Annotated in this window: 24 protein-coding genes; 20 read left to right on the forward strand and 4 right to left on the reverse strand. The window is 60.5% G+C overall.

The features are described from left to right. Positions 1–35: 35 nt before the first annotated feature. The 7 genes from pyrH to I6E73_RS06180 all read left to right on the forward strand — a co-directional run bounded on the left by pyrH (position 36) and on the right by I6E73_RS06180 (position 4,649). Entirely contained in the window at positions 36–749 is a 714-nt protein-coding gene (gene pyrH, locus I6E73_RS06150; protein WP_197106032.1) for a UMP kinase, read from the forward strand. Between the two features lie 107 nt (positions 750–856). Further along, positions 857–1,408, forward strand: coding sequence for a ribosome recycling factor (frr, locus tag I6E73_RS06155; protein WP_197106031.1), 552 nt, complete (start codon positions 857–859; stop codon positions 1,406–1,408). After that, on the forward strand, positions 1,408–2,286 hold the full coding sequence (locus I6E73_RS06160) for a phosphatidate cytidylyltransferase (protein ID WP_197109713.1): 879 nt from the start codon (positions 1,408–1,410) through the stop codon (positions 2,284–2,286). Before frr ends, I6E73_RS06160 begins: the two co-directional genes overlap by 1 nt. A 14-nt stretch (positions 2,287–2,300) precedes the next feature. Further along, a complete protein-coding gene (locus I6E73_RS06165; RefSeq protein ID WP_197123897.1) occupies positions 2,301–2,852 on the forward strand; it encodes a DivIVA domain-containing protein in 552 nt (183 codons plus the stop codon). Between the two features lie 157 nt (positions 2,853–3,009). Beyond that, positions 3,010–3,543 (forward strand): lytic transglycosylase domain-containing protein, encoded by a 534-nt coding sequence (locus I6E73_RS06170; RefSeq protein WP_307784236.1) that lies wholly within the window; start codon positions 3,010–3,012, stop codon positions 3,541–3,543. A gap of 31 nt (positions 3,544–3,574) precedes the next feature. Continuing rightward, positions 3,575–3,874, forward strand: coding sequence for a hypothetical protein (locus tag I6E73_RS06175; RefSeq protein ID WP_197106028.1), 300 nt, complete (start codon positions 3,575–3,577; stop codon positions 3,872–3,874). Between the two features lie 10 nt (positions 3,875–3,884). Further along, complete coding sequence (locus I6E73_RS06180) at positions 3,885–4,649, forward strand: alpha/beta fold hydrolase (RefSeq protein ID WP_307783838.1); 765 nt, start codon at positions 3,885–3,887, stop codon at positions 4,647–4,649. A gap of 10 nt (positions 4,650–4,659) precedes the next feature. Here the strand turns inward: I6E73_RS06180 and I6E73_RS06185 are convergent, their stop codons facing one another. Beyond that, positions 4,660–5,721: an AI-2E family transporter gene (locus tag I6E73_RS06185; RefSeq protein WP_197106027.1), complete on the reverse strand. Its 1,062-nt coding sequence runs from the start codon at positions 5,719–5,721 to the stop codon at positions 4,660–4,662. 71 nt (positions 5,722–5,792) lie between these two features. Continuing rightward, positions 5,793–8,132, reverse strand: coding sequence for a hypothetical protein (locus tag I6E73_RS06190; RefSeq protein WP_197123899.1), 2,340 nt, complete (start codon positions 8,130–8,132; stop codon positions 5,793–5,795). A 282-nt stretch (positions 8,133–8,414) separates the two neighbouring features. Here I6E73_RS06190 and I6E73_RS06195 point away from each other — a divergent pair, with 282 nt between their 5' ends. Together I6E73_RS06195 and I6E73_RS06200 are read left to right on the forward strand one after the other, a co-directional pair. After that, the gene (locus I6E73_RS06195) at positions 8,415–10,163 is read left to right on the forward strand and encodes a hypothetical protein (protein ID WP_307784237.1); all 1,749 of its coding nucleotides are present in this window, start codon (positions 8,415–8,417) and stop codon (positions 10,161–10,163) included. Then, complete coding sequence (locus tag I6E73_RS06200) at positions 10,160–11,104, forward strand: tetratricopeptide repeat protein (RefSeq protein WP_197123903.1); 945 nt, start codon at positions 10,160–10,162, stop codon at positions 11,102–11,104. Before I6E73_RS06195 ends, I6E73_RS06200 begins: the two co-directional genes overlap by 4 nt. A gap of 104 nt (positions 11,105–11,208) precedes the next feature. On the opposite strand, the gene ybaK is transcribed toward I6E73_RS06200, so the two are convergent. Continuing rightward, positions 11,209–11,685 (reverse strand): Cys-tRNA(Pro) deacylase, encoded by a 477-nt coding sequence (gene ybaK, locus I6E73_RS06205; RefSeq protein ID WP_197123912.1) that lies wholly within the window; start codon positions 11,683–11,685, stop codon positions 11,209–11,211. A gap of 116 nt (positions 11,686–11,801) precedes the next feature. On the opposite strand from ybaK, the gene I6E73_RS06210 reads away from it, so the two are divergent. The 8 genes from I6E73_RS06210 to gatA all read left to right on the forward strand — a co-directional run bounded on the left by I6E73_RS06210 (position 11,802) and on the right by gatA (position 20,714). Beyond that, a complete protein-coding gene (locus I6E73_RS06210; protein WP_197123914.1) occupies positions 11,802–12,980 on the forward strand; it encodes a cysteine desulfurase family protein in 1,179 nt (392 codons plus the stop codon). Positions 12,981–13,073: 93 nt separating this feature from the next. After that, the gene (locus tag I6E73_RS06215) at positions 13,074–13,442 is read left to right on the forward strand and encodes an ArsR family transcriptional regulator (RefSeq protein ID WP_307783841.1); all 369 of its coding nucleotides are present in this window, start codon (positions 13,074–13,076) and stop codon (positions 13,440–13,442) included. Beyond that, the gene (locus tag I6E73_RS06220) at positions 13,442–13,696 is read left to right on the forward strand and encodes a hypothetical protein (RefSeq protein ID WP_197123916.1); all 255 of its coding nucleotides are present in this window, start codon (positions 13,442–13,444) and stop codon (positions 13,694–13,696) included. Before I6E73_RS06215 ends, I6E73_RS06220 begins: the two co-directional genes overlap by 1 nt. Positions 13,697–13,732: 36 nt before the next feature. Next, on the forward strand, positions 13,733–14,896 hold the full coding sequence (gene mnmA / locus I6E73_RS06225; protein WP_197123918.1) for a tRNA 2-thiouridine(34) synthase MnmA: 1,164 nt from the start codon (positions 13,733–13,735) through the stop codon (positions 14,894–14,896). A gap of 89 nt (positions 14,897–14,985) precedes the next feature. Continuing rightward, positions 14,986–17,307 (forward strand): NAD-dependent DNA ligase LigA, encoded by a 2,322-nt coding sequence (gene ligA, locus I6E73_RS06230; RefSeq protein ID WP_197123920.1) that lies wholly within the window; start codon positions 14,986–14,988, stop codon positions 17,305–17,307. Between the two features lie 128 nt (positions 17,308–17,435). Beyond that, positions 17,436–18,803 (forward strand): alpha/beta hydrolase, encoded by a 1,368-nt coding sequence (locus I6E73_RS06235; RefSeq protein WP_197123922.1) that lies wholly within the window; start codon positions 17,436–17,438, stop codon positions 18,801–18,803. 82 nt (positions 18,804–18,885) lie between these two features. After that, positions 18,886–19,200 carry an Asp-tRNA(Asn)/Glu-tRNA(Gln) amidotransferase subunit GatC gene (gene gatC, locus I6E73_RS06240; protein WP_197106017.1) on the forward strand — a complete coding sequence of 105 codons (315 nt, stop codon included), beginning with the start codon at positions 18,886–18,888 and terminating at the stop codon, positions 19,198–19,200. 8 nt (positions 19,201–19,208) lie between these two features. Next, entirely contained in the window at positions 19,209–20,714 is a 1,506-nt protein-coding gene (gene gatA / locus I6E73_RS06245) for an Asp-tRNA(Asn)/Glu-tRNA(Gln) amidotransferase subunit GatA (protein ID WP_197125177.1), read from the forward strand. Here the strand turns inward: gatA and I6E73_RS06250 are convergent. After that, positions 20,711–21,265: a CGNR zinc finger domain-containing protein gene (locus I6E73_RS06250; protein WP_197123924.1), complete on the reverse strand. Its 555-nt coding sequence runs from the start codon at positions 21,263–21,265 to the stop codon at positions 20,711–20,713. The two genes, gatA and I6E73_RS06250, sit on opposite strands and share 4 nt — an antisense overlap. A 71-nt stretch (positions 21,266–21,336) precedes the next feature. Between I6E73_RS06250 and I6E73_RS06255 the strand changes: the two genes are divergently transcribed. From I6E73_RS06255 to I6E73_RS06265, 3 genes are read left to right on the forward strand one after another with little or no spacing between them, the layout of a single operon-like run. After that, positions 21,337–22,380 (forward strand): DMT family transporter, encoded by a 1,044-nt coding sequence (locus I6E73_RS06255; protein ID WP_197123926.1) that lies wholly within the window; start codon positions 21,337–21,339, stop codon positions 22,378–22,380. Next, positions 22,373–23,890 (forward strand): Asp-tRNA(Asn)/Glu-tRNA(Gln) amidotransferase subunit GatB, encoded by a 1,518-nt coding sequence (gene gatB / locus I6E73_RS06260; protein WP_197123928.1) that lies wholly within the window; start codon positions 22,373–22,375, stop codon positions 23,888–23,890. Before I6E73_RS06255 ends, gatB begins: the two co-directional genes overlap by 8 nt. A gap of 42 nt (positions 23,891–23,932) precedes the next feature. After that, on the forward strand, positions 23,933–24,265 hold the full coding sequence (locus tag I6E73_RS06265; protein ID WP_231599668.1) for a glutamyl-tRNA amidotransferase: 333 nt from the start codon (positions 23,933–23,935) through the stop codon (positions 24,263–24,265). The last annotated feature ends 41 nt before the right edge of the window (positions 24,266–24,306 follow it).

The following is a 24,306-nucleotide window of genomic DNA, read 5'->3' on the forward strand; positions in this document are numbered from 1 at the left end:
ACCCTGTAATAGAGAACCGCTAGGGAAAGAAGACGATGACAATTCAACGCAAACGCCGAGTGCTGCTAAAACTGTCGGGAGAAGCATTCGGTGGCGGACAGTTGGGTGTTAACCCCGACGTTGTCTCGGCCCTGGCCAAAGAGATTGCTGCGGCTGCCGCTGACGTAGAGATCGCCATCGTCGTCGGTGGTGGCAACTTCTTCCGTGGTGCGGAGCTCAGCCAGCGAGGAATGGACCGCGGTCGCGCTGACTACATGGGCATGTTGGGCACCGTTATGAACGCCCTCGCCCTCCAAGACTTCCTCGAGCAAGCGGGTACCGCTACCCGCGTTCAGTCGGCCATCGCGATGACTCAGGTCGCCGAACCGTACATTCCGTTGCGCGCCGAACGCCACCTTGAGAAGGGCCGCGTCGTCATTTTCGGTGCCGGTGCAGGCTTGCCGTACTTCTCCACCGATACTGTCGCCGCTCAACGCGCTCTCGAGATTGGTGCTGAAGAAGTGCTCGTTGCTAAGAACGGTGTCGACGGCGTCTACGATTCTGACCCCCGTAGCAACCCGGATGCCCGCAAGCTTGAATCAATCAGCTTCCAGGACGCTCTCGTGCAGGGCCTCAAGGTCGTCGACTCGACCGCCTTCAGCCTGTGCATGGACAATGCGATGCCTATGCTCGTATTCGGCATGGAGCCTGCCGGCAACCTCACGCGCGCCATTGTGGGAGAGCAAATCGGCACTCGCGTGCACGGATAGCGCTTAGCGCCCCCCACACCACCCAAGCTAAACGATTTCCGAGTGCCGCACCGCAGTTGTTCACCCCTCTGCACGCTAAACTTGGATGAGACCCAGAGGAGTGCCCCGTGATCAGTGATGTTCTAGCCGAGGCTAGCGAAAAGATGAACAAGGCAGTAGAAGCTGCCAAAGATGACTTCGGCACGGTTCGTACCGGCCGCGCTAACCCGGCGTTGTTCCAGAAGGTCCTCGTGGACTACTACGGAACCCCCACACCGTTACAGCAGCTTGCGTCCATGGTGAACCAAGAGGCTCGTACTCTCCTGATCACCCCGTTCGACAAGTCCGCGCTCAAAGACATTGAGAAGGCAATCGCAGGCGCTCACCACCTCGGTGCAAGCGTCGGAAACGATGGCAATGTCATCCGCGCCACTTTGCCGGAACTGACGGAAGACCGCCGTAAAGAGTTCGTCAAGGTTGTACGTGACAAGGCTGAGCAGGCTCGTGTCTCGCTTCGCAACGTGCGCCGCAAGGCGAAAGACGACCTTGAGGCGCTCACCGAGGTTGGCGAAGATGAGGTCGCGCGCGCCGAGAAAGAACTAGAAGCGAGCACGAAGGCTCACGTCGACACCATCGACGACGCTCTCAAGCGCAAAGAAGCTGAACTGCTCGAGGTCTAATGGTCTCCGAATTCGAAGCTCACGTTCGAGCTACAAACGACAAGATTAACGCCCGCACAGGGCGTCCTTTGGCGATGGCTCTCACCGTGGGGCTGGGGCTGGGTCTTGCGTTGTTGTTCAGTCTGATCTTTGTCAAAGAGCTATACATGCTCTTTGCCGGCGTGCTGGTTGCCTTCACGGCATTCGAGCTCGCCAGTGCGCTTCGTTTTGCAGGCCTCAAGATTCCGCGAGTGGCAGCTGTCATCGCGGCAGTCGCGGTTGTTCCGGCGTCGTTCTATTGGCAGGCTGAAGGCCAGTGGTTCGTCACGCTCGGTGGCATTGTGTTCGTGTGGCTGTGGCGACTCGTTGAAGTAGTCGTGATGCCGAGTCACCGTGGCTCCGTGCGGTCGATCATGCGCGACCTCGGCGCCGGCGTCTTCGTGATGTTATACGTCGCGTTCTTGGCAAGCTTCACGGTGCTGCTCACTGCTCAAGACGGTGGTCAGTGGTGGACGCTTGCAATGTTGATCGTGGTTGTTGTCAGTGACATCGGGGCGTATGCGAGCGGGCTTTCGTTTGGCAAACATAAGATGGCTCCCACCATCAGCCCCGGCAAAACCTGGGAAGGGTTTGCCGGAGCAGCGCTTGCGGCGATCACTGCAGGCATTCTGCTTGCCCTCTTCATGATCGATCAGCCCTGGTGGGTTGGACTCATCTTTGGTCTCGTCATCTTGGGTACCGCCACCATGGGAGATCTAGCGGAGTCACTTATCAAACGTGACCTCGGGATCAAAGACATTAGTACGTGGCTTCCGGGCCACGGTGGCTTCTTGGATCGCGTAGATTCGTCGCTTTTGTCAGCCGCAGCGGGCTATGCACTCTTTCTTATCTTCTCGTAAGGCACAATAGAACCGTGAGCACCACATTTCCCCGTAGCCGAAAGTCAAAGCTCGGGTACAACGTCGACCAGGTCGAGGACTTCCTCGAGGAGGCGCGTCGTGCCTACACCGCCGATCGCGGCGACTCGTCAGTCGTGTCGTCTCGCACCATCCGCAAGCTGGCTTTTGCCATGCAGAAGGGTGGATATTCGCCGGTACACGTCGACTCCGCGTTGGAGCGCCTTGAAGACGCATTCGCCGCTCGTGAGCGTGATCGTGCGATTGCGGATCTGGGGGAGACCGCCTGGTACGCCAACGCTCGCTCCGAAGCGCAAGAGATTCTCAACCGTCTGGCACGACGCGATGGCAAGAAATTCGCGCGCACGAGTTCTTTCACCATCGGATACTCGATCAAAGACGTTGATGCGTTTGCTCAGGAGCTTTCCGACTACTTCCAGCACGGTGCCCCGCTCACGATCGATCGCGTGCGCACGGCGGCTTTCCGCAGCGCCAAGGGTGGCTATCGCGAAGCGCAGGTCGATTACCTCATCGACTCTGTCATCGACGTCATGCTTGCCGTTCGCTAATTCCCTCTGTTTTTTCAGGTCTGTCCGTTAGCATCGTCGTACTTTGTTTATTAAATCTCATGCGGCAATCCTCCGCGCTCAGGCCAAGAGTCAGAGCGCGGATCTTTCTGGGCGGCACAAACGCGTCTCGTGGAGCTTGCCTGCTTTCGCTTCGACAGTGAGCTTGGGATTCATCGCTACGTTGATGATGGCTGCTCCGACGCCGGCGAGCACTGTTTCGGCCGCTCCGGCGCCGTTGAGTACCGTACAGCGTGCAGAAGTGCAATCGATCACTGTTGCCGAAGGCTTCGTTAATGAAGTCGAGCGCGACAAACTCACGATCAAGGAGCTCGTCGTTGAGCCTGTCGTGGTCGCCGCTCCCGCAGCGCCGGCAGTGGGAACGCCTGACCCAGGAACCGCGCAGGCTGTTGCCTTGTCCATGCTGACAGCCCGTGGTTTGGGCTCGGGGGAGTACAACTGCCTCGTCAGCCTGTGGAACCGCGAATCTGGGTGGAACGTGTATGCCCAGAACGCGTCGAGTGGTGCCTACGGCATCCCGCAGGCGCTTCCCGGCAGCAAGATGGCTACTGCGGGTGCGGACTGGGCTACTAACCCCGCAACTCAGATTGCGTGGGGCTTGAGCTACATCGAGGGCCGTTACGGAACTCCGTGTGGCGCGTGGGCTTATTCAGAGTCCAACGGCTGGTACTAGACCGTCTCGCGTCACCGCATAAGCTTGAGCTATGCCTCGTTCTAATCGCCCCCGCGGGCGGCGTCGTCCCGACGATGACGACAACGGTGACCTCCGGCAGGCACTGTTTGGCTCGCGGCGCACCGAAATGAAGCGTGACGGCGAATGGAACGTTCAGCCTGTCTCGCCCGCTAACGCCGTAAAGAACTACACGTGCCCCGGATGCTCGCAAACGATTACTTCGGGCACTGCGCATACCGTTACGTGGCGTGCTGACGGCATCATGGGGTCCGCAGACGACCTCGCCGCCCGGCGCCACTGGCATCAGCACTGCTGGAAGATCAGATTGTGAGCCGTACCCTGTGAACGAAACTGCTGTGAACGACACTCCCGCAAGCGAACCCATTCGGGGTGCTACCGAGCTCCCGGCGGTGCGCGAGAATATCGAGCTGCACACCGACGACGGCTTCACCCTGGTGGGGGAGTTGTCGCTTCCGGAGTCCGGCCACATCGCAGCGACGCTCGTCACGCTTCACCCCTTGCCGACGGCTGGCGGATTTATGGACTCGCACATCATCCGCAAAGCTGCCGCTCGACTGCCGGCACTCGCCGACATCGCTGTGCTGCGCTTCAACTTCCGTGGGGTTACCTCTCCTCGCGGAACATCAGAGGGCTCGTTCGGTGAGGGCGAGCTTGAAGCGCACGACCTCGCGGCGGCAATGGACTTCGTGCGTGAACGCGGGCTTCCCAACGTGTGGTTGCTTGGGTGGTCATTTGGCACAGAGGTCACACTCAAGTACGGCTTGCAGCATCCGATCACGGGCGCAATTTTGCTTTCGCCGCCGCTGCATCGTGCGACCGCGGATGACGTAGCCGCGTGGGCAGCAAATGAGCGCCGCTTGGTTGCGGTGATTCCCGAGCTCGATGATTACTTACGGCCTGAAGAAGCCGCGCAGCGTTTTGCCTCGGTGCCTGAACTGGAATTCGTCGCCGTCGAGGGTGGCAAGCACCTGTGGGTGGGGGAGACGCAAACCTATCGCGTGCTTACCGAGGTCGTAGCACGGCTCAACCCTGTGGTGCTGCCGTTGCCGCGCACGTGGCCGCCCGAGGCCACACCGGCCCTGTGACGCCTCGTCGCTAGAGGTCTGCTTGGCGCGGCACGACAACTTGCTGAACAATCAGCAGGATCGCTGCGGCAACGGGGATTGCGATAAGCGCCCCCAGAATACCCAGTAACGTTCCCCCCGCGAGGGCGGCAATCACCACGAGCGCGCCGGGAATCTTGACGGCTTTGTTCATGATGCGCGGGTTGAGCAGGTAAGCCTCAACTTGCATGTAGATCAGGTAGTAGATTCCTACGGCGATCACGCTGGGTGGGCCGTTGAACAGCAGCACGAGCAGGGTGATCACGATGGAGCCGCTCAGTGTTCCGACGAGTGGGATGAGTGACCCGACGAAGGCGATGAAGGCCAGCAGTGCTGAGTACTTCACGGGGAGCCCGAATGCCGGGAAGATCAGAGTCAGGACCAGGAACGACAGCACACCGTTGACGAGCGCGAGTGAGCCCTGACCGATGACGTAGCGACCAACTGCTGCGCTGACTTGTTCGGCGAGGTCGATGAACTTCGCGCGCTTGGTCGCAGGCACGAGTTGGTAGAGGCCACCCTTGATGTTGTTGAGCGACGATACGAAGTAAATCGTGAGGATAAGCACGATGATGGCGCCGGTAATCCCGGTGGCGATACCGATGCCGACGGCGAACACTCCGCCACCGATCGTGGTGAAGTCGAGGTCTGCGATCCAGACGTTGAAGCCGTCGAGCAGATCTTGCACGTTGAGCCACGGGAATGCTGTCTCGACGCTCTCGCGAACGGTTCCATCGAAGAAGGCTGTAACGAGTCGCGGAATGGCTTCGGACGCGTTTCTGACCTGCTCGGCGATAACGGGAACGATCGCAAAAATGAGCCCGGTGAAAACCCCAAGCACGCCAGCCAGCACGGTAAGAATCGCGGTCCATCGCGGGAACTTCTTGGTCTCGAGCCACGTGACGACAGGGTCGAGGCCGAGCGCGAGGAAGAGCGCTGCTCCCACGTACGTCAGGATCGTCGCGAGCGAAATCACCGTCTGGCCGATTCCGACCGCGACAAGAACCCCTAGACCGCCGAGTAGTCCGAGGCGGAATGGATTGAGGATCTTCATTGCATGGCTCCGTTCGGCCTAACGCAACTGTGTCGGGCTGAGCGCAATTCTAGGTGCCGTGCGGGCTGTTACTAGCTAACTTCCTCGGCTTGGTTCAGAACTCCGCGAAGGTTTTCGAAGTATCCGGCAACTGTCTCGCGTTCCGCCTTGATCTTCGCGAGGCGGTCTTCGGCCTCGCTGACGAGATCGTGGGAGCGCTTCTCGGCGTCGTCGAGCATCGCCTTGGCGCGCTGTTCGGCATCCGCGACTTCGTCGGTAGCCCGACCAGAGGCGTCGGCGAGCAACGTTTTGGCTTCGGCTTGCGAGCTCTTGGTGAGCTCCTCTGCTTCGTTACGTTTAGCGTTAGCCTCACGCACAGCTTCGGCCAGTTGGGCTTGGGCTTCCTCGAGGTAGTTCTGCGTTTGAGCTGTTGCCTCTTTGTGCTGCGCCAGGAATTCTTTTTCGGCGTCATCGCGGCGTGCCGCAATTTCCTGCTCAAGTGAGATTCGGGCTGCTTCGGCCTCGCGCTCGATCGTGGTGCGGGTCTCCTCAAGCTGATGCTTGATGGTGGCCCGTGTCGACTCAACCTCGTTGGCTAGTTCTGCGCGCTGGCGTGCGATGTCGCGCTCAAGGTCGGTGGTCTGCTTCTCGACATCGTGAGCGAGCGTGGACCGTGTCTCTGACGCGTAGCTTTCGAGTTCGGTGCGCTTGCTGTCGATTTCAGCATCCAGCTCTGCGTGGCGGCGTGCCATTTCTTCTTCGAGGCCCGCCGTTGCCGAGGCGATTTCTGCTTCGAGCTCGTTGCGACGGGTGCTCGTCTCGGCGTCGAACTCGGCACGAGCGGTGGTGCTCTCCTGTTCGAAGGCGGCGCGAGCACTCGTGATTTCGGCTTCGAGACCGGCCTGCGTGGTCTCCACATCGCTTTCCAAAGCCGCCCGTGTTGTCGAGACTTCCTTGGCCAGTGCCTTCTTGGTGGAAGTAACTTCCTTGTCGAGCGCCTTCTTCTGAGCGGCGACATCGGCGGCAAGCTCTTTTCGGGTGGTCTTGACGTGAGCATCAAGCTCAGCCCGCGTCGTGGTGACCTCGTCGTCGAGGGCAGCCTTTGCGGTGGCAACCTCTGTTTCGAGTTCGGAGCGAGTGGTCGTAACCTCTTGTTCAAGTGAGGCTTGGGTCACCTTCACTTCTTGCTCGAGTGCCGTCTTGGTGCTGGAAACTTCCTGTTCGAGCGCTGCCTTGGTGCTCGTTACCTCATGTTCAAGAGCAGCCTTCGTGGTGGACACCTCGTCTTCGAGTCCCGCACGGGTTGTGGTGACGTCGCTCTCGAGTTGCTGACGGGCTTCGCGCTCTTCGTGCTCCCACAGCTCGCGGGCCTCAGAGAGTTCGGCTTCGAGGGATGACTGCGTCGCGAGAACGGTCTTTTCAAGTTCAGTGAGCGTGTTCGCTGCTTCGGTCGCGGCGGCAGTGCGCGTGGCTTCTGCTTCCGCTTCGAGTGCAGCGTAGGCGGCATCGAGCTCAGCCTGATGCTTGGCCTTGGCCGCTTTTGTTTCGTTGGCGAGCTTGGTATGGGCCGCTTTTGTTTCGTTGGCGAGCTTGGTGTGAGCTGCCTTTGTTTCATTGGTGAGCGTTTCGCGCGCTGTGGCTGTTTCAGCCTCGAGCTCGGCGCGTGCCGTCTCGATCTCGCGAGCAAGATCAGTGCGTGCTTGTTCGATGTCGCGGTGGAGGTCTTCTCGCTGCTTGGTGTTTTCAGCCTCAAAGGTTGCACGGCCGAGCTCAGCGTCGCGAGCCAAGGACTCTGCGGCTTCGCGGGCTTCAGCCACTTCGCTTGCGGTGCTGGCACGCAGCTCCGTCATGGCGCGTTCGGTTTCGGCACGCAGCGCTGCAGATTCTCGCTTGGCTGAGGTGCGAGCATCCGCGGCCTCTGTCGCTACAGCACCGCGAATAGTGGCGGCTTCGCGCGCAGCGTCGGTAACGAGCTGAGAGGCTTCGTCTTTCGCCCGACTGATGAGAGCGTCAGCTTCGGCACGAGAGGATTTGGCGAGGGCGGCAGCTTCACTCTTCGCATCGTTGAGGATGCGTTCGGATTCAGTCGCCGTGTCGGCACGCAGCGTAGCGGTTTCTGACTGCACGGCCTTGCGCATTTTTTCGGCGTCGATGTCAGCTTGGCTGATCAGCTGAGTGGAGTGCTCTTCAGCAACGCGCAGCATGCTTTCGAGCTTGGAGCCGAGTCCGCTGTAGGTGGGGCTTCCCGATTCGTCGAGCTCAGCCTGAAGATCCTCGTTGACGGCCAGGAGTCGCTTTACCTCTTTAGTGGAGGAAGTGCGATCTGCTTTGGCGGCTACAAGCTCACGACGAAGCTCGCCGATCAGTTTGTCGACGTCGTCCCTCTTGTAACCGCGCATCTCTGTGCCGAAATCGGTATCGTTCGCGGCCAAGATTTCTCCTCGATGTCAGCGGAATGAACCCTCTGAGTTTAGTGGGGTGAGGGGGCCTCCTGTCATTCTGGTCTCATCCCCAATCTGGGGCGTTCACTGATCTCGCAGAAACTTCCCAGAAGAGTAACTAGTTCGCACGAAGACGATCGGCTATTCTTGAACGTCTTTGTTGTTGCCTACCCGCGTGGATGGGGCCCTTACCTCCAGTCCGACCGAGGTTCAGCCAGTGTGGCTAGGGCCCTCGCACGGCGAGTAATCCTGGGCAACACGAAAGGAGAGATAGTGAGATTCGTTCTCGCCATAGTTAGCTTCATGCTCGCAGCCGGACTCATCGGCTACGGCATTGCACAGCAGACCATTCTTGCGACCCCAGATCAAATCTCGGTTTCCGCAGAAACCAGCGGCGCCGCGCCTCTCACCGTGGTCAGTGGTGAAGCATTCAATGAGTACTCGGGCAACCAGACGATCCGCATCGAAGGCGATCGTCGCATCGTCGCTGCCTACGGTCGCACCACCGACGTGCTCGCGTGGGTAGGTGAGGCCAGCTACAACATGGTCACTCTCGACGCCGAAACGGGAGACCTCGCCACTGAGAGCATCAGCGGCACAGAACAAGAGGTTCCCGACCCCTACACCTCTGACCTATGGCTCGAGAGCTACGAGGCTGAGGACGAGCTCGCTCTCACCGTGAAGATTCCGAGCGATGTGTCATTCATCGTGGCCGCTGATGGCATCGAGCCCGCACCAAACGCGGTATCGATCTCGTGGCCGCTCGACAACACCACACCCTGGGCTGGTCCGCTCATCCTCGGTGGTGCTGCCGTGTTGCTGCTCGGCCTGATCTTCTTGATGTGGGCTGTGCACCACATGCGTCGTGCTGGCGGCCCTCGTCGCAAGCCGCAAAAGATGCCTAAGGTTCCCAAAAAGGCTCGCTACAAGCCTTCTAAGCGTGGTTCCAAGACGAGCGAAAGCACCACTTTGCGCACGAGCGTTCGCTTCGCAGTGCCGACCGTTCTGGTGAGCGTTCTCGTGTTGAGCGGATGCACGACCTCGAGCACGCCGAACTCCGCAGCCGATGAGAGCGTCCCGAGTCCTACTGCGACCTCCACCTCTGCGGCAGGAACCGCGGCAACTCCCGCGGTATCCGTGCGTCAGATTGAGAAGATCGTTGCGCAGATCAGCGCGGTCTCCCAAGAGGCCGATGAAGAGCGCGACACGGATCTCATCGAGACACGCTTCGCGGAAGCTGCGCTGGAATATCGTCTTGCGAACTACAAGATGCGCAAAGCAGACGATTCGATTGCGCTCCCGGTCGCGATTCCGGATGGCCCCGTGCAGCTGACGTTGCCGCAACAGACTGAGTCCTGGCCGCGCACGGTCTTCACGATCATCCTCGATGAGACTGATTCAACGGTCGCTCCGATTGCATTGTTCTTGGAGCAGGAAACCCCTCGCGACAATTACAAGGTCAGCTACGCCATGAACCTTGAACCCTCCGTGGTGTTCCCGGATGTCGCGGCAGCCAGCGTGGGTACCTCGCGCCTGCCCGCCGATAGCGGTCTTTTGCGTTCTTCACCCACCGAGGTTGCTCTCAACTATGCAGAGATTCTTGAGCAGGATGTCGAAAGCGACTCCTACCTCGACTTCGAAGCTGAGGGCGACAGCCTTCGTGTGAGCGTCGGTCTTGCCGTGAAGAAAAAGGAGAAGGCCGCCCTTTCCAGCACGGCCACTCTGACCTATGGTCACGAGCTTGGTTCGGCGGATCCGATCGCGATGGCGACGATCGATGCGGGCGCAATTGTTGCCGTGCATCTTTATGAGACCAAGGTCGCAGCGCCCAAGGAAGAAGGGTCTGCTGTGACCTTTAGCGGTCAGACGAAGGCTCTCTCCGGCATCTCGATTACCGAAGAGGGAATCAAATCTACCTACGGGGATCAGTTACTCTTTTATGTCCCAGCAGCGGGCAGCGATGAGAAGATCATCCTGCTTGGCTACACCCAAGGACTTGTTGCAGCATCGGAGTTGAAATGACTAACGCCCCCCTGAATGCCGCTAGCCTTCGCGGCGCAGTGGATCTCTCATCCCTCGTTCGCCAGCACAACACGCCCGCCCCCGCGGCCGGCGAGGGTGCCGGCGCCACGACGGCGGGAGAAGCGCCACAGCCCAGTGGTTTTGCCACCAGCGCGAACGACGCTTCGTTCACGCAAGTCCTTGAGCTGTCAAACACGGTTCCCGTGATCGTCGAGTTCTATGGGCAGGGCATCGAGCCAGCTCTTGAGCCCGCAATCGCGCAGTACAAGGGCCGTTTCGCGCTAGTTGTGGTGGATGCCACGAGCAACCCGCAACTGGTGCAGGCCTTCCAAGTGCAAGAGGTTCCCACGGTAGCCGCGGTTATCGGGGGGCGTCCTGTGCAACTCTTCAGCGGCATCATGCCCGAGAACGACCTCAAAGAGGTGCTCGAGCAGGTGTTGCAGTTGGCAGCAGAGAACAAGGTGACCGGCACGTTGCCGGCCCCCGAGGAGTCTGGCGCAGCTGAAGAGGAACCAGTGGAAGAGCCGCTGCCGCCGCTTCATCAGGAAGCGTTTGATGCCATTTCGGCTGGCGACTATCCCGCAGCGATTGCCGCGTACCAGTCAGCCATTACTCAGAACCCGCGCGATCAGCAAGCAGTCGCTGGGCTTGCTCAGGTGTCATTGTTGTTGCGCCTTGACGGGCACACGGTTGACTCTGTGCGCAGCGCAGCAGCCCAAGATCCCCTCAATGTTGACGCTCAGTTGGCGGTTGCCGACCTCGATGTCTCTGGCGGCCACCTCGGTGATGCCTTCGATCGTTTGCTCGAACTCTTTCCTTCGGCTGACGCCGACGGCAAGAGCGCTATCCGCACTCGAATGCTCGACTACTTCGAAATTGCGGGCGCTGAAGATCCTCGTGTGGCCGATGCGCGTCGCCGTTTGACACTGCTGCTCTACTAGGGCGGGTGGCGTTCAGTCGGGGCGCCTAGTTGCTGCGCGAAACACGCTAATCGCGCACGCGGCGCGACAATCGCACGCGGCGCGTCAATTCCGCACGCTGTGTGTTAGCCGCGTGCGATGGGAGCGGTAATTGCCGCAGCAGCGCGGATGAGGTCACTCGGCGCGAGTTCAATGTCACAACCGCGCGTACCGCCGCTGACAAAAACGGTGTCGAAGAGTTCAACGGTTTCGTCAATCACCGTGCGGTGCGTTATTCGCTGGCCAAGCGGACTGATTCCTCCGAGTACGTAACCAGTGCGGCGTTGCGCGACCGTGGGATCAGCCATGCTGGCCTTCTTTCCGCCCACAACGGTGGCGAGTGCTTTGAGGTCCAATTTTCCGGAGACAGGCACTACAGCTACGACCATCTCGTCATCCACCATCGTCATCAATGTCTTGAACACTTGCTCGGGGTCAACGCCGAGTACCGTGGCCGCTTCTACACCGTATTCAGTCGTGCCCGCATCGTGCGCATAGGGGTGCGAGGTGAAGGAGATGCCGAGCGCGTCGAGCGCCACGGTTGCCGGAGTACCGAGCGCCATTAGCGGGCTCCTGCGTTCAGGCGAGTAGAAGCGGGGTCGAAGCGAGAGTGCATGCAATCTAGAGTAATGACACACAGACATCCGGATGGATTCTGTGGGGGAGTAGCGGAGTTACGGTGACGATCTATCTTGACTATGCGGCGACAACGCCCATGCGCCCGGCTGTGGTTCAGGCGTTTGCGCACGCATTGCCGGTCGTCGGTAACCCTTCGTCAATTCACTCCCAGGGGCAAGCGGCCAAACGCATGCTCGAAGAGGCGCGCGAGGCCGTGGCCGCGAGTGTGAGCGCAGACTCGGTTGAAATCACCTTTACTTCTGGCGGAACAGAAGCAATTAACCTTGGCATCAAGGGGCTGTACTGGGCCCGTAATTCTGGTGGCGTCCAACGCCGCCGAATCTTGGTTGCCCAGGCCGAACATCACGCCACTATCGATGCTGTGGAGTGGATGAGCGCTCACGAGGGCGCAGTACTCGACTGGATTCCCGTCGACGCTGTCGGTCGCATCGACGTGGGCTATGTGCGCGAGGCGCTCGCCGACGACGTTGCTCTTGTCTCGATGCTCTGGGCCAACAACGAAGTCGGTACCCTCCAGCCGGTTGCCGAAATTGCAGCGCTTGCCAAGGCCCATGGGGTTCCCGTGCACGTCGACGCGGTATCCGCGCTCGGTTACGTTCCGATCGACTTTCATGCTGCTGGTGTTGCTGCGCTCAGCGTTTCGGCACACAAGATCGGGGGACCGGTCGGCGTCGGCGCGCTCGTGATCGCTCGTTCGGCATCCGTGACTCCGCTCATTCATGGCGGAAGTCAGCAGCGCGCACGCTCCGGCACGATGGATGCTCCGGGGGCGGTTGCTTTTGCGGCAGCAGCGCGGGAGGCCACAGCCGATCTGGCAGAGCAGGCAACTCGGCTCACGGCGCTGCGCGATTCTCTTATCGCCGGAGTTTGCTCAGCAGTGCCCGAGGCTGTGCTGCGGGGCGATCCGCACGATCGGCTCCCTGGCAATGCGCACTTCACGTTCCCGGGTTGCGAGGGGGACTCTCTCTTGTTCCTATTGGATGTCGCAGGTTTCAGCGTTTCGACGGGTTCCGCTTGTCAGGCAGGGGTGCCAGAAGCGAGTCATGTTTTGCTCGCGATGGGTCTCGACGAGCCCACTGCTCGCGGTGCTTTGAGGATCTCGCTCGGAGAGTCCACGACGGCTGACGAGGTTGCTCAGTTCGTTGCGGCTTTGCCGCACGCGGTGGAGCGGGCGCGAGGTGCCGGCTATTCGGACCGCCTGACTGTGCTCGGTCGTTAGGGCAACTTTCTGCTCGTGCGGTGCCGCGCACCGTCAGTCTTGACCTCGCCATCATCTATGTGTAAGTTTTTTATTACAGGTGAAAGGATTCTTGTGAATTCTGAAGAGCTCGGAGCGTGGTTGGCCGCGGTGGCTAATCCGCAACGCATGCGCATTCTGGCCGAGCTGTCGAGCGGCCAGAAGCACGTGAGCGAGCTCGCTCGTCGCGTCGGAATGTCCCGCCCCTTGCTTTACATGCACCTCGCCAAGCTTGAGGAAGCGGGTTTTGTCGCCGGCCATCACGAGCTGAGCGACGACGGCAAAGCGCTGAAGCTCTTCGAAGTGGTTCCCTTTCGCGTCACCGTTACGCCGGCTCTGCTCGCGAGGGCAGTGGCGAAAACTGCGGCGACGAGTGCGGCACCTGACATCGCCGTCGACGATGCAACTCCATCCGACAACAGCAATTCTCACGAAGGAACATAATGGAAATCTTCTATAGCCTCTGGTTTTGGATCGCAATCATTGCCGTCACGGGAATCATCGCGGGCGTGATCACCAACGCGGTCAACAAGAGGGCCGAAACGGCCAAATACGTCGCAGATGCGCACGCGGGCGGCGATTATCGGGCGCTCGCCGAGCAGACGCTCGAAGCCAATCAGGTGCTCATTCAGCGCCTGGATGCCGTTGAACAGCGCCTCGCTGGCGTCGAAAAGACACTCACCGACATCCCGCAGTAAGAACTTGCCCAGCAACTCGTCTCGTACACTTGATGTATGAAGGTTTTAGCGGCGATGAGTGGCGGAGTGGACTCCGCGGTTGCTGCCGCGCGTGCAGTCGAGGCAGGGCATGAGGTTGTTGGGGTGCATTTGGCGCTGAGCCGGCAGCCAGGAACCCTGCGCACCGGTGCCCGCGGTTGCTGCACGATTGAAGATTCCATGGATGCCCAGCGGGCCGCCAACATGATTGGCATCCCGTATTACGTCTGGGACTTCTCCGAGCGCTTCAAGCTCGATGTCGTCGATGACTTCATCGCCGAGTATTCGGCCGGACGCACTCCGAACCCCTGCATGCGCTGCAACGAGCGCATCAAGTTCGCGGCTCTCCTCGAGAAGGCTGTCGCCCTAGGGTTTGACGCTGTCGCTACCGGCCATTACGCCAACATCGTTGAAGATGACAACGGCAACCGTGAGCTTCACCGCGCTGCGGCCTGGGCGAAAGACCAGTCCTACGTTCTTGGTGTGCTCACGACCGAGCAGCTCGCGCACAGCATGTTCCCGCTCGGGTCTACGCCGTCGAAGGCAGAGATTCGTGCTGAGGCCGCAGAGCGTGGTTTCTCGGTAGCGAACAAGCCTGATTCTCACGACATTTGCTTTATCCCTGATGGCAACACTCGCGGCTGGTTGGCCGACAAGGTTGGCGCAGAGCAGGGCGAAATTCTCGACCGCAATGGCGAGGTTCTCGGCAAGCACGAGGGCGCTGTCGCGTTCACGATCGGCCAGCGCAAGGGCCTCAACGTCGGTTATCCCACGGATGACGGCAAGCCCCGTTTCGTGTTGGAGATCCGTCCCAAGACCAACGAGGTCGTTGTCGGGCCCCGCGAAGCTCTTGCCCTCTCCGAAGTCGCCGGCACCAAGTTTTCGTGGGCTGGGCTTGATCCGCTCGCCTCGGGTTTCATCGGCGAACCCGGTGCAAGCTTTGAGTGCCATGTTCAAGTGCGCGCACACTCCGACCCGATGCCGGCCACCGCTCGGATTGCCCCGGCAACCGAGGGCGTCGACAACGTCGGCGATGCGAAGGGTCCCGAGCTCATCGTGCGGCCCCACGAGCCGCTCATTGGTGTCTCGCCCGGCCAGACTGCGGTTCTTTACGTTGGCACGCGAGTGCTGGGCCAGTGCACAATCGCACGCACCGTTTCTGCGGTTCCGGTCGGGGTCTAACACTCCTCGATTGGCCCCTCGGTCGGCTCTCCTGCGGAGTCGGCATGGTTGCACACTCAGAAGTCAGTGCCGCTGTTTACACTTGAGGCGTGGCTACTAGCACCGAGAACTCAGGTTCCTCCCACTCGTCCGACGACCAGGTCGTTGAGACAACCGATCCGTCGCTCGCCGAGGCGCGGCACGAGGCAGAAAGCCTCACCACGCGCATCCTTGAACTACGTGATGCGTACTACGTGCGCGACGAAGTGCTGGTCGATGACGCCGAGTATGACGGTCTAATTCAGGGGCTCGAGAAACTTGAGACCCTGCATCCTGAACTCCAGGGCCAAGACAGCCCGACCCTGCGCGTTGGCGGTAAGGCAGCCACCCTCTTCGATCCCGTTGAGCACGCCGAACGCATGCTGAGTCTCGACAACGTCTTCTCGCTCGAAGAGTTCGCTGAATGGGCCGCGAAGGTGCAGCGCGATTCTGCGCGCGACGTCGACTTCTTGTGCGAGCTCAAGATCGATGGGCTGGCGATCAACTTGCGCTACATCGATGGTGTGCTCGTCAGTGCCGCCACCCGGGGCGACGGTCGCGTGGGCGAAGACGTGACCGAAAACATTGTGCGCGTGGAAGGCATTCCGCAGCGACTGGCGGGCACCGGGCATCCGCCCATCGTTGAAGTGCGTGGAGAGGTGTTCATTCCGCTCGAGCTGTTCCGCGAGCTGAATGCCGAACAGGCTCGCATTAGTGAGAAGGTTTTTGCGAACCCGCGCAACGCTGCGGCGGGGTCGCTTCGTCAAAAGTCTCAGGGCAAATCTGAAGAGAAGCTTGCCCACATGCGTCGGCGATTGTCGTCGTTGCGGATGCTCGTGCACGGCATCGGCGCGTGGAATGGTGAGCGTGAGGGCCACGAGCCCATTCGCACCCAGAGCGAGATCTACGGTGTTCTTTCCGGTTGGGGCCTGCCGACGAGCAAGTATTTTCGAGTAGTGCCGACGGCGGGCGAAGTAGAAGAATTCATTCGCTACTACGGCGAACACCGGGACAGCGTTGAGCATGAGATCGACGGCATTGTGATCAAGGTCGATGAGCTTGCACTTCACGACGAGCTCGGCGCTACCTCTCGCGCGCCGCGGTGGGCGATCGCCTACAAATATCCGCCCGAGCAAGTGAACACGAAGCTGCTCGACATCGTGGTGGGAGTGGGGCGCACCGGTCGCGCAACACCGTATGCGGTCATGGAGCCGGCGCTCGTTGCCGGGTCTGTCGTGCGGCAGGCAACACTGCACAATCAGGATGTCGTCAAGCGCAAGGGTGTGCTCATCGGCGACACCGTTGTGCTGCGCAAAGCGGGCGATGTGATCCCCGAGATTCTTGGCCCAGTCGAAGAACTGCGGGATGGCAGCGAGTACGCCTTTGTCATGCCCGCGAATTGCCCAGAATGTGGAACGCCGCTACGGGCGATGAAAGAGGGCGATATTGACTTGCGGTGCCCGAATGCCAGCAGTTGCCCCGCTCAAGTGCGAGGTCGTATCGAACACGCCGGCAGTCGGGGCGGGCTCGATATCGAGGTGTTGGGTGAGGTAATTGCTCGTGCCCTGACCCAGCCCCGCGAACCCGAGATTCCTCCGCTGATCAACGAGGCGGGGTTATTCGATCTCACGGTGGAAGATATCTTTCCGATTGTCGTTGCAGTGCGTGACTCCGAGACGGGGGAGGTGCTCGTCAACGACGACGGCTCCGAGCGACTCGTCACTCCGTTCCGGCGTGCACGCAAGTTCACGGGCAAAGACGCTGACCCCGAGTTCGATGCCGACGCGACCGAATTTTCTGGAACACCCGATTGGGTGCCGTCGAGCAACGCGATAAAACTCATCGCCAATCTTCAGGAAGCGAAAACCAAACCCCTCTGGCGACTCCTGGTGAGCCTCAGCATCCGCCATGTCGGTCCGGTCGCCGCGCGTGCTCTCGCCGACTACTTCGGCTCGCTCACCGCCATCCGCGAGGCCACGCGAGAAGAACTTGCCGCCGTAGATGGCGTGGGCGGAATCATCGCTGATTCTGTGGGGGACTGGTTCGAGGTCGATTGGCACCAAGAGATCGTGCAGCGGTGGACAGATGCGGGTGTGCAATGGTCAACTCCCGGTCATGCCGGCCCCGGCGCCGCTCAGTCCAACGACGGGATTCTTGCCGGATTGACCATCGTTGCGACGGGCAGCCTCGATGGATTCACTCGTGAAGGCGCACAAGAGGCGATCATCGCGGCGGGCGCTAAAGCGGCCTCCAGTGTGAGCAAAAAGACTGACTATGTTGCCGCCGGGCCGGGTGCCGGTTCCAAGCTCACCAAGGCGGAGCAATTGGGTATCCCGGTGCTCGACGCTGCACAATTCGCTCGTCTGCTCAAAGGTGGCCCTGAAGCTATTTAAAACTATGCAAAACGACAGTAATGCCTTTGGTTTACCCCCGAACAGGGCGCGATTGCCTTAGGATTGCCTGAACGTGTTCGTGTGCGGGGATGGCACATGGTCAATGTTCCTGAGGGGAATACCCGTCGTTGCTGATTGAAATTGCATTCGTTCTAGCTACCTCGGTCGTCGGCTTACCCGCCACCGAGGTCTCTGGCGTGCCCGAAGTGCACTTCAGCTCGATTGTCACCAGCGATGCACCGGCCCCCTTTGTGGGTCCCGTCGTCGACACCACTGGGGCGTTGAGCGGCTCCGCGGTAGGAACATCCACGTTCAGCGGTCGTACTCTGACAGCCCTCGCGAGCATTCCCACTAGCGGCATTGCGGAGTATCTTGCAGCCCGCCCGGGTACCGTGGAACAGATCCTTTCAGCGCAGCCGCCCGCGCAAGAAGTGGCTCTCTGGTGGGGCGACCTCGCGATTGACCGCCAAGAAGCGTTAGAAGTAGCGAGTCCCCAACTCCTCGGCAACCTTGAGGGCGTGCCGTACACGATTCGCGATGTCAGCAATCGCACGGTGCTTGACGAGACAATCGCCGAGCTCAATTCGGTTGCGAATTCGGATGCCGGTCGTGCCGTGCAGCAGAGCGCACGTCAACAACTCAGCATGTTGTCCTCCATTTCGGAGGCTCTGGTCTTTGATAGTTCTAACCCCGAACGCACTCTGGTCACCTTGGATGTCACGGGGCAGGGTCGGGCTGCCATTGTGCTTGGCGACCTGAACGACGCCGACTACGTGAGTTTCTTGGTGCCGGGCATGTTCTTCACCATTGAGGGGCAGATGTCGTTTTGGGCGGATGCCGCCAACACTCTGTACACCGAGCAACAGGCGTGGCTTGAGCTCTTTGATTCTCAGTCGGTCTTCACGAGCAACGAAACGGTCGCCACCGTGGCGTGGATTGGCTACGACACCCCTAACCTCACCAATGTGGGGGCGATCGATAACGCCGTACAGGGGCGTGACACTCTGGCGAACGCCATTCTCGGTTTGCAGGCGCAACGTGGTGCCGATCAGCCCTACATCTCGGTAGTCGCACACTCGTACGGAACGACGGCGGCGATGATGGCGTTGTCGGAATATGACTTCGATATTGATGCCTTAGCAATGGTGGGTTCGCCCGGAAGCCCCGCAGAGTCCGTCGCTGATTTGAATGTGCGCGATGGCAACGTGTTTGTCGGCGAGGCCGCGTGGGATCCGATTCCCAACAGCTCCTACTTCGGGGCCGACCCTGGCACGGCAACTTTCGGCGCTCATTCTCTCGGCGTGAATGGCGGCTTCGATGTGCTGCAGAAGCAAGAACTGGCTGGCTCTGTTGGCCATAATGAGTACTTCACTCCCGGCTCTGAAGCGATGCGTAATTTTGCGTTGATGTGTATCGGTCGCGGTGACCTAGTCATCCCCGAAGACGCTTCCGTCGTAGCGCGAGCAATCGGCTCAACGGCTCACGATCAGAGCTGATTCGAGCCTTGTCGCTCCTCGCTACGCGCTAAGCCGAATACACTTATACGGTTCCCTGTCTGTTTCCCATCTTCGGAGCTCCATGACTGACACCAATCCTGGTGCGATCACCAGCGAGGTCGTTTCGCACCTCGCCTCGCTCGCCCGTATCGCCCTCACCGCCGACGAAATCGAGAAGCTCACTGGCGAGCTCGGCGCAATTGTCGATTCTGTGGCCAAGGTCAGCGAAGTCGCTACCGACGATGTTCCCGCAACAAGCCACCCGATTCCGCTGAGCAATGTTTTCCGTGCCGATGTTCCCGGTGTCACGCTCACGACAGAGCAGGCCCTGGCCGGAGCACCCGAGCACGATGGTTCACGTTTTGCGGTTAGCGCGATTCTGGGAGAAGAGCAGTAATGGCAGATCTGAACGACCTCACCCGCATGTCGGCATCCGACTTGGCAACAAAGCTGAGCTCGGGCGATGTGTCGTCGGTTGAAGCAACCCAGGCGCACCTCGACCGCATTGCTGCCGTCGATGACAAGGTCCACGCGTTCTTGCATGTGTCGGCGGATGCTCTGGCCAACGCCAAGCGCATCGACGAGCGTCGCGCGGCAGGGGAGTCGCTTGGCGAGCTCGCCGGTGTTCCCGTTGCGGTCAAAGACGTGTTGTGCACGATCGATATGCCCACCACTGCTGGGTCCAAAATTCTTGAGGGCTGGGTTCCGCCGTACGACGCGACGCCTGTTGCGAAGCTGCGTGCGGCCGGTCTGATTCCGCTCGGCAAGACCAACATGGATGAGTTCGCCATGGGGTCGTCAACCGAGCACTCGGCGTATGGTCCGACTCACAACCCGTGGGATCTCGACCGCATCCCCGGTGGCTCCGGTGGAGGTTCGGCCGCGGCAGTGTCTGCGTTTGAAGCTCCGCTTGCTCTCGGTTCTGACACTGGTGGATCGATCCGTCAGCCGGCATCCGTGACGGGTTCTGTTGGCGTCAAGCCCACCTACGGTGGAGTATCGCGCTACGGTGCGATCGCGTTGGCGTCGTCGCTCGATCAGGTTGGCCCCGTCTCGCGCACCGTTCTCGACTCGGCGTTGCTGCACGACGTCATTGGTGGCTGGGACCCGCGCGACTCCACGTCGCTCAACGAGCAGTGGCCGTCGTTTGCTGCTGCCGCTCGTGCCGGTGCCACCGCCGAAAGCCTCAAGGGCGTTCGTGTTGGTGTTATCAAGCAGCTCGACAGCCCCGGCTTCCAAGCCGGCGTCTCGCAGCGCTTCCACGAGGCACTGCAGTTGCTCACTGATTTCGGTGCCGAGATCGTTGAAGTGGATGCTCCGCACTTTGAGTACGCCGTCGAGGCGTACTACCTCATCCTCCCCGCCGAGGCCTCGAGCAACCTCGCCAAGTTTGACTCGGTGCGCTTCGGCCTCCGTGTCACGCCCGAGGGTGGCGGAACCGTCGAAGACGTGATGGCAGCGACCCGCGAAGCCGGTTTCGGTGACGAAGTCAAGCGCCGCATCATCCTCGGTACCTATGCCCTCAGCGCTGGTTACTACGACGCGTACTACGGCAGTGCACAGAAGGTTCGCACACTCATCCAGCGCGACTTCGCTGCGGCCTTCGAGAAGGCTGACGTTCTCGTCTCGCCCTCAGCGCCCACCACCGCGTTCAAGCTCGGTGAGAAGCTCGAAGACCCGATGGCGATGTACCTCAACGATGTGACGACCATTCCGGCGAACCTTGCCGGCATCCCAGGAATGGGGCTCCCGATGGGGCTCGCTCCTGAGGATGGTCTGCCGACCGGCTTCCAGATTATGGCTCCGGCTCGCGGCGATGCTCGACTCTACGAAGTCGGCGCGACACTTGAGCGTTTGCTTGAGCAGCAGTGGGGTCACACCCTGCCGAGTCAGGTTCCGTCGCTCGGCTAGTTGCCTGCGGCTTGCCGCTCGCGGTAGGCGATTTGATTCATCCGGTTTCCACAACGGATGCTGCAGAACCGGCGTGAGCCGTTGCGCGACAGATCGGCCATGAGGCCTTCGCAATCGGGGGCTTGGCAGCGCCGTAAGCGCCACATGGCGTCGGAGCGCACAACGTCGACGAGCGCAAGGCCGACTTCGGCCTGAATGCGCTCGGCGAGGGGCGCTTCGGGGTCGTTGGCGTGTAGGTGCCAATCAAAGTCGCCGTGCCGCGCTAGGAAGGGCAGCGCCTTTGCTTCGGCGAGCATCGCGTTGATTTCGACGGCGGCATCGTCGCGGGTCAACTTCCAGACCTCACGGATGCGGTCGCGAACGGCGCGCACTTCGGTGACTTCGTTGGTGTCGCGGTCGATGCGCCCGCTGAACCGGAACTGCATGATGAGAGCGTGCACGTGATCGGCCGTCGAGAGCTCGTCGGCGCCCGATCTGCTCGCGAGTTCGTGTGTATTTCCGAGCAGAACGGCAAACTCGAGACTCTCCACGGTGTCAGGGGCAAAATGCAATTTGACTCCTTATTTGTTTCGAGACTAGCGTCAGCAGAAATACTCGTCAATCTCGTTCAAAGTAGTCGCCCATGAAACGCTCATCCACAACTCTCGGTTTGCTTATTGCCCTTGTTGCCGCCGCTAGTTTTGGGCTCTCCGGAGCGCTCGTAAAACCAGTCCTCGAAGCCGGGTGGAGCCCAGCTGCCGCCGTAACGCTTCGCGTGCTTATCGGTGGCGCAGTGCTCGCTCCGTTCGCGATCCTGGCGCTCAAAGGTCGCTGGATCGCCCTGTGGTACGCCCGCAGTCGCATCCTCCTGATGGCCATCATTGGCGTTTCAGGAACCCAGTTGGTCTACTTTGCGGCGATCGAACGCATCCCAGTCGGCATTGCGATTCTTCTCGAATACATGGCGCCGTTGCTGCTGGTTGCCTTTTCGTGGGTCACGTCGCGGCGCACGCCTAAGGCCGTTGTGCTCATCGGTTCCGTCGTCGCCCTCGGCGGGCTCATCCTCGTGGTCTCCCCAGAGGGTTCCGGGGCCCTTGATCCACTCGGAATCATGTTCGGTGCCTGCGCTGCTATCGGCGCCGCCGTGTATTACGTCGTTGCCGCGCGCACGAGCGAAGGGCTTCCCGCGGTGGCGCTGGCCTCAGCTGGCCTGCTCATCGGAGGCATCATTCTCGGGCTTGTCGGCCTCGTCGGCATTGTGCCGTTCGATATGCCGATGGTGGATGTCACGGTGCTGGGCGTTGTGGCTCCGTGGTGGGTTCCGCTGCTCATCGTGGGTATCGTCGCGACCGGTATCGCGTATTCGACGAGCATTATGGCGAGCGAAATGCTCGGTTCCCGCCTCGCGTCTTTCGTCGGATTGCTCGAGGTTGTCACGGCAGCGATCTACGCGTGGTTGCTGATCGGCGAGAACCTGTCGATCATGCAGTTCATCGGGGGAGCACTCATTTTGGCGGGAATCGCCTTCGTTCGCTCCGAGAAATCCGAGGAGTTCAGCGACTTCACGATTGAGGCCGAAGCTATTCCGAGCGACGACGATGAACCAATTTTGGCGCCAGCATCCGCGCCGCTCGAACCGGGTACCGATACGGTGCCGTTGCGCCACGTACAATCATCTGGTGGCTAAAGCTGAATTGATGGACTACGACAAAGCACTCGAACTATTTGAGCCGACGCTCGGTTTCGAGGTGCACGTCGAGTTGAATACCCAGACCAAGATGTTCTCGGATGCTCCGAACCCGGCAGCATCCGGTGCTGAGCACGGCGAACCGAACACCATGATCACTCCGGTGGATCTCGGCTTGCCCGGCAGCTTGCCTGTCGTCAACGAAGAGGCGATCAAGTATTCGATCTCTCTAGGCCTTGCGCTCGGCTGCCAGATTGCGCCGAGTTCGCGCTTTGCCCGCAAGAACTATTTCTACCCCGACCTGGCGAAGAACTACCAGATCAGCCAGTTCGATGAGCCGATCGCGTTCGAGGGTTCTGTCGACATTGAGCTCGAGAGCGGCCGCACGATCACGATTCCGATCGAGCGCGCGCACATGGAAGAAGACGCCGGCAAGCTCACGCACGTGGGTGGCGCAACTGGTCGCATCCAGGGTGCCGAGTATTCGCTCGTCGATTACAACCGTGCTGGCGTTCCCCTCGTCGAGATCGTCACGCACATGATCACGGGCACCGAAGCGGATGCTCCCGAGGTCGGCAAGGCCTACGTTTCGGCTATTCGTGACATCGTTCGTTCGCTCGGCATCTCCGAGGCGCGCATGGAGCGCGGCAACTTGCGCTGTGACGCGAACATTTCGTTGAGCCCGCGCGGCTCCGGAAAGCTCGGAACGCGCACCGAAACCAAGAACGTGAACTCGATGCGCAGCGTCGAGCGCGCGGTTCGTTACGAAATCCAGCGTCAGGCGGCCATTCTTCAGAAGGGTGGCACGATCACTCAGGAGACGCGCCACTGGCACGAGGACACCGGCGTCACGAGCGCTGGTCGCCCGAAGAGCGATGCTGATGACTACCGTTACTTCCCGGAGCCTGACCTTTTACCGGTTGAGCCGTCGCTCGCACTGATCGAAGAGCTGCGCGCGGCACTTCCTGAGCCTCCGGCAGAGCGTCGTCGTCGACTTCAGGCGGCCTGGGGCTTCACCGATCTTGAGTTCCGCGATGTTAATAACGCGGGCCTCTTCAGCGAAATCGAAGCGACTATCGAGGCTGGCACGACGGCGGCTCAGGCTCGCAAGTGGTGGACAGGCGAGATTGCTCGACTGGCCAACATCCAGAGTGCAGACCCGAGCTCGTTGATTACCCCCGCGGATGTCGCGGCTCTCGTCACGCTCATCAACGATGGTGTTCTCAACGACAGTCTGGCCCGCCAGGTTCTCGAGGGTGTCATTGCGGGCGAAGGTGCTCCTGCCGAGGTTGTCGAGAGTCGTGGACTCAAGCTCGTCTCGGATGACGGCCCGCTCATCGCGGCGATCGATGAGGCACTTGCTGCTCAGCCTGATGTTCTTGCGAAGATTCGCGATGGCAAGGTTCAGGCTGCCGGCGCAGTTATCGGCGCAGTCATGAAGGCAATGAAGGGTCAGGCTGACGCCGCTCGCGTGCGTGAACTTGTCTTGGAGCGCGCTTCCGCCGAATAACGCGAGCAGCGCTTGTCGGCTGCAGGCAGTACCGTTGTGGTCATGTCTGATTCTGCTGAACTCGTTGTCGAAATCCACGTACCGCTTACCCCCGACGCCAATGCGGCCGAGGGCGAGTCGCGGTTCCCGTGGATCGAATCGCTCGTGGAATTCACGAACGAGCTCGAAGAGGGTGGCGAGATTTTCGTTGTCGAAGAGGGCGACGTGTTCAACGACGCTTATGTCATCGTGATCACGGGTGCCGACGAGTCGACGCTCACCGGTGTGGCCAATCGTGTGGCGAACCTTCCCGGCATCCCGACCGGTGTTTTTGCGGTTGTCACGGATGCCGATGCTGACGAGTTGGGGCAGGGCACGGTCGTCGAGATTTCTTAGTCGCATGCACAGTCGCGCCCGCATCCAAACTTAGTCAAATT

The sequence above is a fragment of the Salinibacterium sp. SWN248 genome (assembly GCF_015864575.1).
GTDB lineage: Bacteria > Actinomycetota > Actinomycetes > Actinomycetales > Microbacteriaceae > Rhodoglobus.

What these genes read in the sequence shown, in the direction of transcription:
- gatC (WP_197106017.1), top strand. Translation starts at nt 18,886, where the DNA reads ATGACTGACACCAATCCTGGTGCGATCACCAGCGAGGTCGTTTCGCAC.
- I6E73_RS06175 (WP_197106028.1), top strand. Translation starts at nt 3,575, where the DNA reads ATGCCTCGTTCTAATCGCCCCCGCGGGCGGCGTCGTCCCGACGATGAC.
- I6E73_RS06255 (WP_197123926.1), top strand. Translation starts at nt 21,337, where the DNA reads ATGAAACGCTCATCCACAACTCTCGGTTTGCTTATTGCCCTTGTTGCC.
- ybaK (WP_197123912.1), bottom strand. Translation starts at nt 11,685, where the DNA reads ATGGCGCTCGGTACTCCGGCAACCGTGGCGCTCGACGCGCTCGGCATC.
- I6E73_RS06200 (WP_197123903.1), top strand. Translation starts at nt 10,160, where the DNA reads ATGACTAACGCCCCCCTGAATGCCGCTAGCCTTCGCGGCGCAGTGGAT.
- I6E73_RS06265 (WP_231599668.1), top strand. Translation starts at nt 23,933, where the DNA reads ATGTCTGATTCTGCTGAACTCGTTGTCGAAATCCACGTACCGCTTACC.
- I6E73_RS06220 (WP_197123916.1), top strand. Translation starts at nt 13,442, where the DNA reads ATGGAAATCTTCTATAGCCTCTGGTTTTGGATCGCAATCATTGCCGTC.
- I6E73_RS06160 (WP_197109713.1), top strand. Translation starts at nt 1,408, where the DNA reads ATGGTCTCCGAATTCGAAGCTCACGTTCGAGCTACAAACGACAAGATT.
- mnmA (WP_197123918.1), top strand. Translation starts at nt 13,733, where the DNA reads ATGAAGGTTTTAGCGGCGATGAGTGGCGGAGTGGACTCCGCGGTTGCT.
- pyrH (WP_197106032.1), top strand. Translation starts at nt 36, where the DNA reads ATGACAATTCAACGCAAACGCCGAGTGCTGCTAAAACTGTCGGGAGAA.
- I6E73_RS06185 (WP_197106027.1), bottom strand. Translation starts at nt 5,721, where the DNA reads ATGAAGATCCTCAATCCATTCCGCCTCGGACTACTCGGCGGTCTAGGG.